The organism is Mesobacillus sp. LC4 (assembly GCF_053543455.1).
In genome coordinates, this window is sequence record NZ_JBGCUB010000002.1 from 524,423 (window position 1) to 540,031 (window position 15,609).

The 15,609-nt window shown below is 41.5% G+C and carries 7 protein-coding genes and 1 pseudogene; 6 read left to right on the plus strand and 2 right to left on the minus strand.

Annotated elements, in window-relative coordinates; all coding sequences use genetic code 11:
• Positions 1 to 638: 638 nt before the first annotated feature.
• Positions 639 to 2,555: an N-acetylmuramoyl-L-alanine amidase gene (locus AB5I83_RS09055; protein ID WP_448974671.1), complete on the minus strand. Its 1,917-nt coding sequence runs from the start codon at positions 2,553 to 2,555 to the stop codon at positions 639 to 641.
• A 745-nt stretch (positions 2,556 to 3,300) separates the two neighbouring features.
• On the opposite strand from AB5I83_RS09055, the gene galU reads away from it, so the two are divergent.
• The 4 genes from galU to AB5I83_RS09075 all read left to right on the plus strand — a co-directional run bounded on the left by galU (position 3,301) and on the right by AB5I83_RS09075 (position 7,986).
• A complete protein-coding gene (gene galU / locus AB5I83_RS09060; RefSeq protein ID WP_448974673.1) occupies positions 3,301 to 4,185 on the plus strand; it encodes a UTP--glucose-1-phosphate uridylyltransferase GalU in 885 nt (294 codons plus the stop codon).
• 318 nt (positions 4,186 to 4,503) lie between these two features.
• The gene (locus tag AB5I83_RS09065; protein ID WP_448974675.1) at positions 4,504 to 6,336 is read left to right on the plus strand and encodes an NTP transferase domain-containing protein; all 1,833 of its coding nucleotides are present in this window, start codon (positions 4,504 to 4,506) and stop codon (positions 6,334 to 6,336) included.
• Complete coding sequence (locus tag AB5I83_RS09070) at positions 6,323 to 7,294, plus strand: DMT family transporter (protein ID WP_448974677.1); 972 nt, start codon at positions 6,323 to 6,325, stop codon at positions 7,292 to 7,294. The genes AB5I83_RS09065 and AB5I83_RS09070 overlap by 14 nt, the downstream gene beginning before the upstream one ends.
• Positions 7,294 to 7,986 carry a sugar phosphate nucleotidyltransferase gene (locus AB5I83_RS09075; protein WP_448974679.1) on the plus strand — a complete coding sequence of 231 codons (693 nt, stop codon included), beginning with the start codon at positions 7,294 to 7,296 and terminating at the stop codon, positions 7,984 to 7,986. Before AB5I83_RS09070 ends, AB5I83_RS09075 begins: the two co-directional genes overlap by 1 nt.
• Positions 7,987 to 8,323: 337 nt before the next feature.
• Here AB5I83_RS09075 and AB5I83_RS09080 read toward each other — a convergent pair whose 3' ends face one another.
• Positions 8,324 to 9,793 (minus strand): GDSL-type esterase/lipase family protein, encoded by a 1,470-nt coding sequence (locus AB5I83_RS09080; protein ID WP_448974681.1) that lies wholly within the window; start codon positions 9,791 to 9,793, stop codon positions 8,324 to 8,326.
• A 272-nt stretch (positions 9,794 to 10,065) separates the two neighbouring features.
• On the opposite strand from AB5I83_RS09080, the gene AB5I83_RS09085 reads away from it, so the two are divergent.
• Positions 10,066 to 14,307, plus strand: coding sequence for a bifunctional 2',3'-cyclic-nucleotide 2'-phosphodiesterase/3'-nucleotidase (locus AB5I83_RS09085; protein ID WP_448975264.1), 4,242 nt, complete (start codon positions 10,066 to 10,068; stop codon positions 14,305 to 14,307).
• Positions 14,308 to 14,571: 264 nt separating this feature from the next.
• A pseudogene (locus AB5I83_RS09090) lies at positions 14,572 to 15,021 on the plus strand (SMI1/KNR4 family protein); the annotation flags it as partial.
• Positions 15,022 to 15,609: the final 588 nt, after the last annotated feature.

The window sequence follows — 15,609 nt, forward strand, 5'->3', positions numbered from 1 at the left end:
TGCATGTATAGCGAAGACTGGCGCTTGCCCTTTTTAATTTTCAATTCCTTTCTCATAAGGAAGCTTTAGGGAATTTAAGGGAGCAATTGAATGCTGTTACAGCATTGAGCTATTGGAGGATAAGGGACTTTCCAAGCCTGTTGCAGTAAGGGGAGTTACTGGCCAGAAGGTCCCTGAGCCTGAGGCTAGGATGCACCTCTGTTGATCGATGAACGGAGCTTTTAAAAATACATAAGCCTGTCTCCCCAATTTTTGTGGCGCAAGTTTCATGATCGGAGAGTCAGGCAGCTTGTCCCGCATTATTCATTCTTTGCCCCTTTCTTATTTTGTTTACTGATAACCGTTAGTAATAATAATTTTTCTTCCGGGCTTAGCATACTCCAGCTTCCAGCTTTCACTTTCATTAAAAACACTCCTTATCAATTGTATTTTTTTTACTGTTGTTATCTTTAATCCCTATATACCGCCTTTTTTAAAAAATGAAACAACAAAAGTTTCTACAAATTACCAGTGAGTACTACAAAGAATTTGCCGGATTTGTCGAAAAAGCAGTAAATACCAGGGAATTCGGCTGAAAGAAGGGAACCTTGCAAACAAAAAACACTGGCATAATTGGACCAGTGTTTTAGATTGTTCTTTTATTTAACTAAAAATCCGCTTAAACCTTTATACATTCCATTAACGACGCTTGTCTGGTAGCTTGACGTAACAAGTTTGTCCCGCTCAGCGGCATTTGAAATGAATCCCATTTCAACCAGGACAGCAGGTGCTTTATTGCCACGCAAGACAGCGAACTCGGCTGTTTTTACGCCCCTGTTGGCAGCGCCGGTTGCTTTGACCATCTCGGTTTGGATGGATGATGCAAGTGTCTTGCTTGCTGAAGGATAATAACCACTTGGATTGTAGTAGGTTTCCATGCCAGCTGGCTGTGAGTAAACAGAAGCGTTAACATGTATGCTGACAAATGCATCTGGCATAATTGTATTTGAATAGACGACGCGTTCACCAAGAGTAAGATAGACATCGGTGCTGCGGGTCATATGGACCTTTGCGCCATGTTTCCTTAATTCATCCCTAAGCTTCAAGCCGGTACTTAGAACAATATTCTTTTCGTAAATGATTCCTGATACCGCTCCGCTGTCATGTCCGCCGTGACCAGGATCGAGTACAATTGTCTTGCCTTCAAGCTCTCGTGATACCGGGATCCAGACACCGCTTGTCTCCAAATACCATTCCTTACCGGATGTATCTGTAATCCAGCCTGTCTGCATAACGCCACTTGGATTAGAATAGTACCATTTGCTATTATCCTGGTACCAACCAGTAAGCATCACACCTGATTTGTTAAGGTAATACCATTTTCCGCTAAATTTGATCCAGCCGGTTTTCATGACGCCATTAGCATCAAGATAATACCAATTGCCGCCGTCGAGAAGCCAGCCAGTGTCCATTTTTCCTTGTGAGTCGAAATAATACCAGCTGTATCCTATGTAGTTCCAGCCTGTATCCATGGCGAAATCAGCACCAAAGTAGTATTTAGATCCATCAAGAGTCATCCATCCGGATTTCAATGCACCCTGGTCATTTGCATAATATTTTTTTGCATTCGCAGTAAAAAAGCCATTTTTATAGAGGGCACCGTCACCATTTAAATAGTAGGATTGTGTGCCAATCTTAATGATTCCAGTTGCCATGGCTCCATTGTTGCCAAAATAGTAAGTATTGCCCGATTCTGTATACCACCCTGTCTGCATGGTGCCATTGCTATTAAAATAGTATTTTACAGCGTCAATCGTCTTCCAGCCAGTCTGGATAATAGCATCCTGATTGGCATAATAGGTACTGCCGTTCACCTCTACAAACCCGGTTGAGAGTACTCCCTCTGGGCTGAAAAGATATTTTTTTCCGTCTACGCTATAAGGGCCGACAGCAGCTTTTCCTGTATCCGTAAGGTAATATTGCTTTGTTCCCAGAGTCAGCCACTGGTTCTTTTGGAGAACTCCATCATTGCTAAAATCATAGAGTCCATTGTCAATCAGAGTCAGCCCAGTGCTTCTAGCGCCGTTGCTTTTGAAAAAATAAGTATCTGTTCCAAGTTGAAGCCATCCTGTCTTCATGGCTCCGCTTGATTGAAGATAATAATAAACTCCATTTTCATTCAGCCAGCCAGTTTTCATGGCTCCGCCAGAATCAAGGAAGTACCATTTGCCGCTAGATTTAATCCAGCCGGTTTCCATTGCTCCCCCGGAGTCGAGGTAATACCATTTGTTTTTCCACAAAATCCAGCCGGTTTCCATGGCACCGTCATTATTGAGGAAATACCAGTCATTCTTCCATAGGATCCATCCGGTTTCCATAGCACCGGACCCATCCATGTAATACCAGTGGCCATTATCATACAGCCAGCCTTTTGCAGGGGCATCATTTTGATAGTAGTACCAGTTTTCTCCTGTATATTTCCATCCAGAAGTCGATGCCTCTGCCGTATCAGTATACTGCCAAAGGCCCACCATAAAAAAAGCTATCAAAGATAGCAGGACAATCTTTGCCTTCAATCCTCGTTCCCTTCTTTCAGTATGTGCAATTTCCTAAGCTGTATAAAATTATGATTGCGTAAGAATGAATGGTTGATAGAGTGCTAGTTTAACTCAAAGTCCCTCCTTATACCATATATTCTCCATTCTGTAAAATGAAACGACTTAGGTTACTATCATGATATTACTTTTTTTGACAAAATAGAAGAGGAAAAAAGGACTAAAGTGAAAAAAACGTAAAAAAATGTAAAAAATATTATGAGGAGTAGTTCAATTAAGCCCATACCCATAATGATTGAAAGATATCTCTCAATAATTCCGTAATAGTGATAATGGAGTAGAAGAATGCGGCTGAAAGTATAAAGAGGAGACATGCTAAATTCACTCTCTTTTTCACCTTAAGCCCTCCTTTCAGTTTTTCTCATTATCACCGTTAATGTTTAACTCCTTATGAAGCTAATGTTAAGTTGTTTTTAAGTTGGATCATAAAATTGTAATGGAAATAACCGAATTTTATTTTCTGCGGCATTATTTAATAGTAATAATGCGTATATATATTGTAATTCAAGACATTGATTGTTGATTATCGTACATGTTTTAGTAACCGCGTTATTAAAGGTTCAGGACCATTTTTCGAGAAGACTTCTTAATACAGATTGCTTTTACACTGGTAAAAACCCTGGTGCTGGTTTTTACTTTTGAATGAGAATGCAACAAAGTTTACGAAAAGAGCCAAATTCAAATTGGAAACTTACGGAGGGATTGGATGAGTCGTATAAGGAAGGCCATAATTCCAGCAGCGGGTCTAGGTACAAGGTTTCTCCCTGCAACAAAAGCGATGCCAAAGGAAATGCTGCCAATAGTTGATAAGCCAACAATCCAATTTATAGTGGAAGAAGCAATCGAATCGGGGATTGAGGATATCATTATAGTGACGGGTAAAGGCAAGCGGGCGATAGAGGATCATTTTGATCATTCGCTTGAACTGGAGAAGAATTTAATGGAAAAAGAAAAATACGAATTGCTTGAAACAATCCAGAGCATATCCAAGATGATTGATATTCATTATATTAGGCAAAAAGAGCCGCTAGGTTTGGGGCATGCAGTCTGGTGTGCCCGAAACTTCATCGGTAACGAACCATTTGCTGTTCTGCTAGGAGATGATATTGTCCAGTCTGATGTTCCGTGTTTAATGCAATTGAAAGAGGTTTATAATAAACGTCTGGCCTCGGTCATAGGGGTAAAAAGGGTACCGATGGACCAAACGCACCGATATGGTATTATCGATCCTATAGGTAGTGATGAAAGGACATATCAAGTAGAAAACTTCATTGAAAAACCTTCACCCGGAACTGCTCCGTCAGATTTAGCAATTATAGGCCGGTATATATTGACACCAGAAATCTTCATTTATCTTGAGGATCAACAAAAAGGTTCGGGAAATGAAATCCAGCTGACTGATGCAATACAGCGGCTAAATGAAAACCAAAGAGTATTCGCTTATGAATTTGAAGGAGAAAGATACGATGTAGGAGAGAAAATAGGGTTCATAAAAACTACGATCGAATTCGCATTACAAAAACCCGAATTGCGGGAACAATTGCTTGATTTCATGAGGGGAAAAATTCATATTGCCGATACTCAAAGATAAATATAACAATGGATAAAAGGAGGCTTCCCTCAAGCGGGAACCTCCTTTTTTCTTTATCTTACTATAATATCTAGAATTAATATTAGAAGAGATTCTAAAATTCCCTTCAATATTTATTTGCTATTTGTTATGATAGATTCCGATATTCGAGTCTTTTTGTTTGACATTCGACAAAAAAACCAGTACAAGACATTTTTTTCTTCCTTATTTTTACTTATATGGTATTAAAACGCACTTTCTCTTGCGAGAGAGGGCGAATATGCTGGTTTTGAAGTAAGGGGTTTCAATTTTTAAGGATAAGGGGCGATTTATTTTAAAATGATAAAAATTCGTGTATTAAAACTCATTGCAGAGGGTCGGGACGGCAACTGGCAGGAGGCTGGATTATCCATCAGCCAAGTTGCGAATGCAATACCAGCATTGATTTCCGAAGGCTTGCTTACTGTAAATGATTCAGAATATACCATTACTGAAAAAGGTTATGCATATATGCTTTCCAGCTCAAAAAAAGAGAATGCTGGAGAAGTGAAACAAATCAGGCAGGCTGTCATTTTAGCAGGCGGAGAAAGAAAGGAATTCGACAAGCCGGCAGCATTATTGACGATTGAGGATACTGCCTTGCTCGAGAGGAATATCACCATCCTTGAAGAACAGGGAATCGAAAAAATCATTATCTGTACTGGATATGCAAGTGAGTCATTCGAAGAACAGTCTTTCTTGACTGAAAGGTCCAATGTTTCTTTTGTTGAGAATCCAAGATATTTATGGACAGGAAGCATGGCAACGCTGGCAGCGGCAGCCGGAGAGGTATCAGAGGATTTCATTCTCATTGAAGATGATATTCTGATCGAAGAAAAAGCTATACAAGAGCTGTTGAAAAGCAAAGAAAATGACTGCCTGCTTGTTACTCAGGAAAGCGGTTCAGGAGACGAGGCTTTTATTGAAACAGAAGGCGGATACATCACAAAGATCTCTAAGGATATCCATCAGTTAAATCATATTGATGGCGAGCTGATTGGCATCAGCAAAATTTCCTATGAATCTTATATGCAAATGGTCAAGGTGTTTGAGCAGAACAAGAATCCATTCCTAAACTATGAATATATGTTTTTGGCGGTTGCGGGAACAATCAGCTTTTTGAAACTCACCGATATCATTTGGGCTGAAATTGATAACCAGCAGGATTATTTCAAGGTTCTGGATAAAATTTACCCACTGCTTAAGAAAAAGGAAGCAGATTTCAAGGAGGCTGAGCTGAAGCAGTTAATTGCAGGTGCAATGGGGATTTCTGCGGAATCAGTTTCTGCGATTGAACCACTCGGCGGGCTGACCAATCAAAACTTCAAGGTGACCATAGATGGCAATGACTACGCTGTCCGTGTTCCTGGAAAAGGGACAGAACATTACATCAACCGTGGAGCTGAAAAGATCAATTCTGGAATCACAAGCAAAATTGGCATCAATCCTAATGTAGTCCACTTCAATGACTATACTGGATTGAAGATTGTCGAGTACATCCCTGAAGCGGAAACTCTTAATCCGAAAACCGGAAAGAGAGAAGATAATCTTGTGAAGGTAGCGAATGTATTCAGTACATTGCATAATTCAGGTGAAGTTTTTACGGATCGGTTCGATGTCTTCGAAAAGATCACCGAATATGAGAAAGTTTTGGACAAGCTCAAAGGAAAATTGTTCAATGGCCACGATGAGGTCAAGAAGCAAGTTCTTGAACTGGAAGACTTTTATAGGTCATTGAATGTAAAGCTGGCGCCATGCCATAATGACCCTCTTGCCGAAAATTTCATTAAGAGCGGTGAAGAGAAAATGTACCTGATTGACTGGGAATTTTCAGGTATGAATGATCCGTATTGGGATATTGCTGCGTATATCATTGAAGCGGAACTTTCCCCAGCGGAGGAGTCATTATTTTTATTAGAGTACTTCAAGGGAAATGTTACGGAGGAAAATCTCCAGCGTGTACTGATCAATAAAATCTTCCTGGACTTCCTATGGACGATTTGGGCGTTGATGAAAGAAGCGGGCGGGGAAGATTTCGGCTCCTATGCTTTTACAAGATTCACAAGGGCACAAGAAAATCTTGCATTATACAAAAAACAATATAAGGGGTCTGAATCCATTGCAAAGAATTAATATTAAGGGAACCACGATTGGCTTAGCGGCAGGTTTGACATGGGCAATTGACACGATTTTGATTGGTTGGGTTTTGGCTTCAACGACTTTTATGGAGTTCAGTGAAATTGCAATGGCAGCGCCGCTGCTTAGCACATTCCTCCATGATACATTCTCTGCGATCTGGATGATGATCCTGATGGGAGTAAGGGGAGAGCTCAAAGAAACATTCAGCAAACTATGGACGAGGAGCGGACGCTTCGTTGTCCTTGCTGCACTATTGGGCGGACCGGTCGGAATGACTTTTTATGTTTTATCAGTGGATAGTATAGGTGCGTCCTTTACTGCTTCAATATCTTCCATTTTCCCGGCAGTTGGAGCTTTCTTTGCTTTCTTGCTTTTAAAAGATAGACTGGGTCTGAAAAACTGGTTGGGTTTGCTTATCAGTATTACGGCTACAATCATGTTAAGCTACTCTGGTGACTTGATCTCCGGTTCAACCGTTTCAATTGGATTGATTTTTATCCTGTTCTGTATTTTTGGCTGGGGGATGGAATCTGTTATAATTGCTTATGGTATGAAGGATGATGAAGTCAGTCCATTCCAGGCGTTGCTGATTAGACAAACGACATCAGCAATCGTGTTCGGAGCATTGATCATCCCGATTTTACTTGACCACTCTTACACAGTACAAGTGGCCTCATCCAAAACATTCTGGTTCATCGGGTTGATCGCCCTTGCTGGTACATTGTCATATGTATTCTACTACCAGGCTATCAAACTGATTGGACCAGTAAGATCAATGGCACTGAACATTTCATATGTAGCATTTGCTATTTTCCTGGATGTTTTATTCTTTGGCGGAGAGTTCTCACTCAAGAACTTCATCATCGCGCTTTTCATCATGGGAGGAGCAGTGCTGACCGTTATGGAGGATAAAAAAGTTCCTGCAGTGAAGGAAGGTGTGACAGCAGCGTAATGAAGGCGATTATTTTAGCAGCTGGCATGGGAACCCGTTTGCGTCCGCTGACAAGTGACACTCCAAAGGCTCTTGTCAAAGTGAATGGGAAGCCGATGGCAGAAAGGCAGATTGAATTTTTAATTGAAAAAGGCATTGAAGATATCACGATTTTGACAGGATATCTTCATGAAAAGTTTGATTACCTGAAAGAAAAGTACGGAGTCAAGCTGATCCATAATGACAAGTACTCAGAGTATAATAATATATACACGATGTATCTTGTAAAAGATTTACTTCCTGGATCGTACGTCCTGGAGGGGGACGTCTTCATGAACAACAATGTTCTAGAGATGAACCTTGACACTTCAATGTATTTCAGCAATTTGAGGGAAGAGTTCCAGAATGAATGGGTACTGGTGATGGATGAGTCTGGCAAGGTTGTGGATATTGAAGTCAGGAATGGCGAGAATGATTATATCATGTCAGGGATTTCTTATTGGAGCGAGTCCGATGGCAAGTTCATTGCCAGCAAACTGGACGAAATCATCAAATCAGGGGACTTCAAGGACCTTTATTGGGATGATGTCGTGAAATTGAATATTAAAGAGATGAATATTCATGTAAGGAAAATGCTTCCTACTGACAGCTATGAAATTGATAGTGTCGAAGACCTTAAGAAGGTAGAAGGAATTCTTGTTAATGAAGAATAATGAAAAATGCTGCTCAATTTTTTGATGAGCAGCATTTTAGGCTGTAGACAAACTCGATGGAAATCGAGCTTGTCTACAGTCTTTTTTGTTTGGTGGAAAAATGGGGCTGTTGATTTCCGTTCCAGGCGCTTCGCTTTCCGCGGGGCCGGCGGTGAGCCTCCTCGACGCCGTTGGCGCCTGCGGGGTCTCACCTGTCCGTATGATCCCGCAGGACATTGATTGAGCTTCCTCGAACCTGCCAACGCACGATGGAAATGCGTTAGCATTTTCGGAGGAGTCTACGCGCCTTCCACTCCAATCAACAGGATTTCTAAACTTAGCGTGGCTAAACATAAGTCTATTTTTTTATTATCCAAGCACCGTCTTTGCCAACTCTGTAGCCATCAATCTTCGTATTCGCGGCCATGCTGCCAGAATCATAGAAGTAGTACCATTTTGCATATACCTTATGCCAGCCAGTCTTCATGGAACCGCTCCTGAAATCGAGGAAGTACCATTTGTTGTTATCAAGCAGCCAGCCGGTTTTCATCGCACCGCTTTTCAGGTCAAGGTAATACCATTTATTTTTATCTTTGACCCAACCAGTTTCCATAGCACCTGTACGGTGGTTGAGAAGATACCATTTGCCGTATCTATCCTGAATCCATCCGGTTTCCATAGCACCGCTCTTCAATTCAAGGTAATACCATTTGTTTTTGTCTTGGACCCATCCGTTCTTTTTGGCGCCGCTCTTAGGGTCAAGATAATACCACTTCCCATTTTCAAGCAGCCATCCAGTTTCCATTGAACCGTCCATTTTATTGAGGTAGTACCATTTATTCTTGTATTGCTTCCATCCGGTAACCATGATGCCGCTCTTATTATCAAAGAAATACCAGTGTCCTCTGTCATATACCCAGCTCGTCTGCATCGCGCCTGTTTTGTCAAAATAATATGTCAGGCCATCAGGCATCTGGTAAAAACCTTTTACTTTGTCTCCCTTTTCAATGTAGTACCAGTTTCCGCCATCGAATAGCCAACCTGATTCTGGCTGCGGGTCAGGCTGGAGGCTTGCAAGTATCTCGCTGGCAATTCCAGCAAGCACCATATGTCCAGTTCCGTTTGGATGGATATCACCTGGAATGATGTATTGATTTTGCTGCCCGTTGAAGGCGGAGTTTGCATCAGCAACCAAAGCTCCACTATGGTAGGCAATTGGATGGATCACCTGTTCATTCACATTTTTTGTGATTTGTTCACCAAGCAGATGAAGTGATGCAGGGAAAGGCTCAGCACTTGGCCCAAAAGGATTGTAAACATTGTATAAAATGATTGGGGCTTCTGTCTGGCTCTTAATCATGGTGAGGATTTCTTGTAGGTTGACTGCAAGCTGGGCTGAAGCAGCCGCTATTTTTTGCTCCATCTCTGGAGTGGGTGCCACAGGAACTCCGCCTGCCAGGATCTTCTGTATGCCGGCGGCCTGGAGAAGGTCATTGCTGCCGATATTCAATGTCACAACATCCGCTTCCTGGAGGGAGGGAATGACATGCGGCAGAGTTTTCATGTGATCTAGAAGCTGAGTGGATGTCCAGCCGGGATGACTGATGTTTGTAACTGCGGCATTTTCTGAGATCAAATAAGGAAAGGCTTTTACCGATGGTTTTGTTCGATCCTGCTCGAGATTCCAGCCATAGGTGATTGAATCCCCAAGGGCTACGACGTTCAGAGAATCCCCTTCGTTCTCCATTGAGAACGTTTTGCCTGTGAAAATGGAGCCGGCCATCAAGAAGATGGTCAACAATAAAAAAATCTGGCTAAGTTTACGCAAAAATTTTCCCCCTTTTATGTAATAAAGTAGAATACGATCCTATTTTATACTAAATTTTACCTATTATAAATGAATAGTTATCGACGAAAATCGCAACGAAACTATTGAAAACGATTACTGTCTAAAAATAGAAAACATTGCTAATACAAAAAAGAACAAAAATTTACAAAAAAAACTATTAATCTTCATAATAACCTAGTAAAATATTCTTGCAGTACACATATAGATTTTCGAAGGGTGGAAAATTTGTGAGAAGAAAGATTAGGCGAGAGATGAAGAGAAGGCTGTTAAATGGCACGATTGCTGTTGCTTTAGTAGCTAGTACTCTTCCAGTAACTATTGCTCCTGCGGTAGCGAAAGCTGAAGAAACAGCTGCTGTAGAAAATGTTCTTAAAGTGCGTTTGCTAGAAACGACAGATGTCCACGGAAATATGATGGACTATGACTACTATAAGGACGCGCCGACAATTGAGTTTGGTCTTGCAAGAACAGCCGAGCTGATCAAAGAAGCGAAGGCAGAAGTTAAAAACTCACTTTTATTTGACAACGGTGACCTTCTTCAAGGTAACCCATTAACTGACTATGTCGCTAAAGTCAAAGGACTGGAAGCTGACGAAGTCCATCCGATTTACAAAGCAATGAATCTATTAGACTATGATGCTGCAACTTTAGGTAACCATGAATTCAACTACGGACTTCCATTCCTTGAGAATGCTTTGCAGGAAGCGGAATTCCCTTATGTAAACGCTAACATCTATGAAGAAGATAACGATACAGACGATACAAATGACGTAAATGCTTATAAGCCATATGAAATCCTAACAAGAACTTTTGAGGATGAAGCCGGCAACAAACATGAAGTCAAGATTGGGGTACTAGGCCTTGTCACTCCTCAGATCATGCAATGGGACAAGGGTAACCTTGAAGGACATGTGAAGACAAAGGATATCGTAGCTACAGCAGAAAAATTCGTTCCTGAAATGCAGGCTGCCGGCGCTGATATCATTGTTACGCTTGCACACACTGGCTTCGACGCTAGTGCGGAGGCTTACACTGATGCAGAAAACGCTGTAATGCCATTGAGTAAGGTTGAAGGCATCGATGCGATCCTATTCGGACATAAGCACGTCGTATTCCCAGGAACAGGCTCTGATTTTAAGGTTGATGGAGTTGACGCTTCTAAAGGCACAATCAATGGTGTGGCTGCAGTTGAAGCTGGAAACTGGGGCAACAATCTTGGTGTCATCGACCTGACACTTGAACAAGTAGATGGCAAATGGCAGGTTAAGGACACTCAAGCTGCTGCTAGACCGATTTTCATTACTGATGCTAATAAGAAGAAAGTACCTCAAGTAGATGGTGCAGATGCTGAGATTGTTGATGCGGTGAAAGAAGCGCATGATGGAACACTTAATTACGTACGCGGAAAAATCGGCACGACGACAGCACCAATGTACAGCTTCTTTGCACGTGTACAAGACGATCCAACGATCCAGATCGTGAATAATGCACAAAAGTGGTATGTAGAGAAGTATATTAACGAAAAGCTTCCGGAATATAAGGATGTACCTGTATTATCTGCAGGCGCTCCATTCAAGGCTGGCCGCCAGGGTCCAAGCGATTACACGAGTATTGCGAAAGGTGATCTTTCAATCAAGAGTGCAAACGACCTTTACTTGTACCCTAACACATTGAAGGCTGTAGAATTGACTGGTGCACAGGTAAAAGAATGGCTAGAAATGTCTGCAGGACAATTCAACCAGATCAACCCTGCTAGCACGGACGAGCAAGAGCTGATCAACTACTCATTCGAGCCGTTCAACTATGATGTTATTGACGGACTGAAATACGAAATCGACGTTACTCAACCGGCAAAGTACAAGCCAGACGGAACAATCAACGATGCTTCTGCAAGCAGGATCAAGAATCTGACAATGCCAGACGGCACTCCAGTCGACCTTGACCAGAAATTCGTCGTGGTAACAAACAACTACCGTGCGAGCGGCGGCGGAAACTTCCCTGGACTAGCCGGATCGAAGCTTGTCGTTGATTCAGCTGATGAAAACCGTCAAGTATTGATGGATTACATCTCTGAACAGGGCGAAATCAATCCTTCTGCAGACCAGAACTGGAAAATCGCTTCTCCTGGGGAAAATTTGAAGTTGACTTTCAAATCTACACCAGACGCCCAGGCAGTTGCTGATGGCAATGTGAAATTCTTAGATACATTTACAGATGAAAAAGGTACATGGGGCAAGTACGAATTAGACTTGACAACTGTTGATGTCCAATTGCTTGGAATCAATGACTTCCATGGCCAAATCAATATTACGAAAAAAGTGAGCAACCGTAATGCAGGACGTGCTGACTATTTGGCAGCTTACCTGAAAGAACGCGAAGCGGCTAACCCTGAGAATACATTTATGCTTCATGCGGGTGACGCAGTAGGCGCTAGTGCTCCAGCTTCTGCATTATTGCAGGATGAGCCTACAATTGAATTACTGAATGAAATTGGATTCGACCTAGGAACTCTTGGTAACCACGAATTTGATGAAGGCGTAGATGAAATGATGCGTCTGATCAATGGTGGCATTCATGAGAAAACAGGTGATTTTGAAGGCGCTAATTTCCCTTATGTAGCTGCAAACGTAGTCAAAGAGGGAACGGATGAGTTAATTCTTGATCCATACCATATCCAGGAATTTGGCGGAGTGCCAGTAGGATTCATTGGAGTGGTGTACTCTGATACTCCTAGCATCGTAACTCCTAGCGGGACAGCTGGTATCGAGTTCACGGACGAAGTAACAGCAATCAATAAGTACACTGAAGAATTAAAAGCTAAAGGTGTCAAAGCGATCGTAGTTGTATCGCATAATCCTGGTCAGTCGAAATTTGATGGAACGGATGCAACTGGTGAAGTCGTTGACTTCGCAAACAGTGTGGACGATGAAGTAGACGTTATTTTCGCTGGACACAGCCACCAATATCTGAACTCCGTTGTTGACGGAAAACTTCTTGTTCAAGCTTACTCTTCAGGAACTGCGTTCGCGGATGTTGACCTGACCCTTGACGTGGAAACAAAAGACATCGTATCCAAGAAAGGTGAAATCGTCACTACTTTCCAGGATGCAATCGAGCCTGACGCTAAAATCAAGGAAATGGTTGATACGTATGAAGCAGACGTAGCACCAATCATCAATGAAGTGATCGGTAATGCAGAAGTGGCAATGACACGTGATCAAAACGAGCACGGGGAATCCACTCTTGGAAACTTGATTGCTGACGCTATGCGCGCTGAAATGGGAACTGACTTCGCATTCATGAACCCAGGCGGAATCCGTGCTGACCTTGATGCAGGTGAAATCACTTGGGGTGAATTGTTCACGATCCAGCCATTCGGCAATGATCTTGTTAGCATGACGCTAAAGGGATCTGAAATCAGAGAATTGCTGAACCAGCAATTCAATCCTGACAAGGTCCGTATGCTTCAGCTCTCTGGCTTATCTTACGAATGGTCTGATGAGCTTGAGTATGGCGAAAAGGTATTAGATATTTACCTGCCAAACGGTGAACTAATCGATGAAGATGCTGATTACACTGTCACAGTCAACAACTTCATGGCTGGCGGCGGAGACAACTATACAGCTCTTCTAAAAGGAAGAGATCAATTAATTGGACCGACTGATTTGGAAGGGCTTGTTAATTACGTAAAGGCAAATGAATCAGTAAGTGCTCAAATTGAAGACCGCGTTCTTAAGGTTAATTTAGATGGAGAAGAAGTATTAAATGGCTGGTATGAAGATGAAGATGGATTTACTTATTACTTCATCGATGGTGAAATGGTTACTGATTGGAAAGAAATCGAAGGTGACTGGTACTTCTTTAATGAAGAAGGCATCATGCAAACTGGCTGGGTTAAATTGAAAGGCAAATGGTACTTCCTGAATGAAGAAACCGGTGCAATGGAATCTGGCTGGTTCAAGCACGGGAACCGCATGTACTACCTTGACGAAGATGGCTCTGCGGTCCTTGGCTGGTTCAAGATCGGCAACAAGTGGTACTATTTTGATGAAGTAAAAGAAAGCGGCCAGATGAAAAAAGGCTGGCTCAAGTGGGAGAACAAATGGTACTTCCTCGATGACACAGGCGTTATGAAGACTGGCTGGGTTAAGAACAGCAATAAGTGGTATTTCCTTGATACAAATGGCACAATGAAAACAGGCTGGGTCAAGGACAAAAACAAATGGTATCTACTTGGCCAAGATGGTGACATGCGCACTGGATGGGTTAAAGACAAGAACAAGTGGTACTACCTCGAAAAGTCTGGTGCAATGAAAACAGGATGGTTTAAGGAAAAAGGCAAGTGGTATTTCCTTGAAACAAGCGGTGCTATGAAGACTGGCTGGGTAAAATCATCCGGCAAATGGTACTTCCTATATAATGACGGAAGCATGGCAGTCGATACCAAGATTGGCAAATACAAAATTGGTAAAGATGGAGCATGGATCCAATAATAAAAGTACTTTTAACGGACAATAGATGCATTTCAGCTTTTGAGAAACTTATGAAAATGCATGCTATTTTAGACAGACCAAATCACTCTCATGATTTGGTCTGTTTTTTTACATGGTCATTCCAATCTGTGGGAAAATATCATCGACTAATAGTAACGCGCTTGCTTTAAATGTTACGAGGAAAACCTTCCTCCAGGAATAAGTTATCAATCTATGTAAAATAGTTCTTGATAATATGGGAGATTATAAAAGGGGAAATTTAATGTGAAAAATATTTGGCAAGAAGGAAATGATTACGGCAAATTAGAGCCTTTAACAGATGAAATCGTGAAAAAGGCAGAAGGAAAGTTGAAGATTAAACTGCCAAACTCCTACATAAGTATTTTGAAACAACAAAACGGCGGTTATATCAAATGTAATACATATTCTTTGAATGCACCTGTATCTTTCGATGGGAACTACGTCAATGTTGATCATATTTTTGGTATAGGATTGGTTAAGGAAAAAGGAATATTAGAAAGTGAGTATTTAATACAGGAATGGGAATTACCGGAGAATATTGTTCTTATATCTGGAGATGGGCACTCTTGGATTGCACTTGATTATCGTACAAGTAAAATAGAGCCTCCAGTAATTTTTATAGATACTGAAAGCAATGAAGAAATACAATTAGCGAAAGACTTTGAAGAATTCATCAATGGTCTTATGAATTACACTGAAGAATCTGGAATGGACGAAATGAATTCAATCCAACCGGGTTTGGAAATCAATGATTATTACTCAGAAATCAATGAAGTAATTAGCAAGGGAACACCGAAAGAAATAGACCGGGTATTTACTAAGATCTTATCAACTAATAATGAATTGATACGGTATATGGTCGAAAGAATGAGAAAACACGAAAAGCCCAAAGTTCACTTTAACCTGCTTCTTTTTCTATCCTGCTGTGCAGAAGGGGACAATAAAGGAATCTTAGAAGATAACTACCTAAATGAAGTTTTGCTAGACCTCTCCAAGAGTAAAAATAAAGACGTAAAAGACTTCGCCCAATACTCCCTGATACAATTGCATAATAGACTTAATTAATTTGGGTGATTCGGGTGGTGACAGGCACCACCCGAATTTTGTCGAATCTACGTCTCAGGACCTAGAATGGTTTACAATCCTGGTCTGTGGAAATCTATGTGTATATCCGTTATTGTATATTTTAGGAAGTGTATTGCAGGATGTTACTTTTTCTGAAACATTTGATGTGGTTTGTTCGTATGTATTAGAAGGTCCCATTGCTTTTTATGAAAGGAA

Coding starts and splice junctions, on each gene's coding strand:
- galU (WP_448974673.1), top strand. CDS start 3,301: ATGAGTCGTATAAGGAAGGCCATAATTCCAGCAGCGGGTCTAGGTACA.
- AB5I83_RS09065 (WP_448974675.1), top strand. CDS start 4,504: ATGATAAAAATTCGTGTATTAAAACTCATTGCAGAGGGTCGGGACGGC.
- AB5I83_RS09075 (WP_448974679.1), top strand. CDS start 7,294: ATGAAGGCGATTATTTTAGCAGCTGGCATGGGAACCCGTTTGCGTCCG.
- AB5I83_RS09085 (WP_448975264.1), top strand. CDS start 10,066: ATGAAGAGAAGGCTGTTAAATGGCACGATTGCTGTTGCTTTAGTAGCT.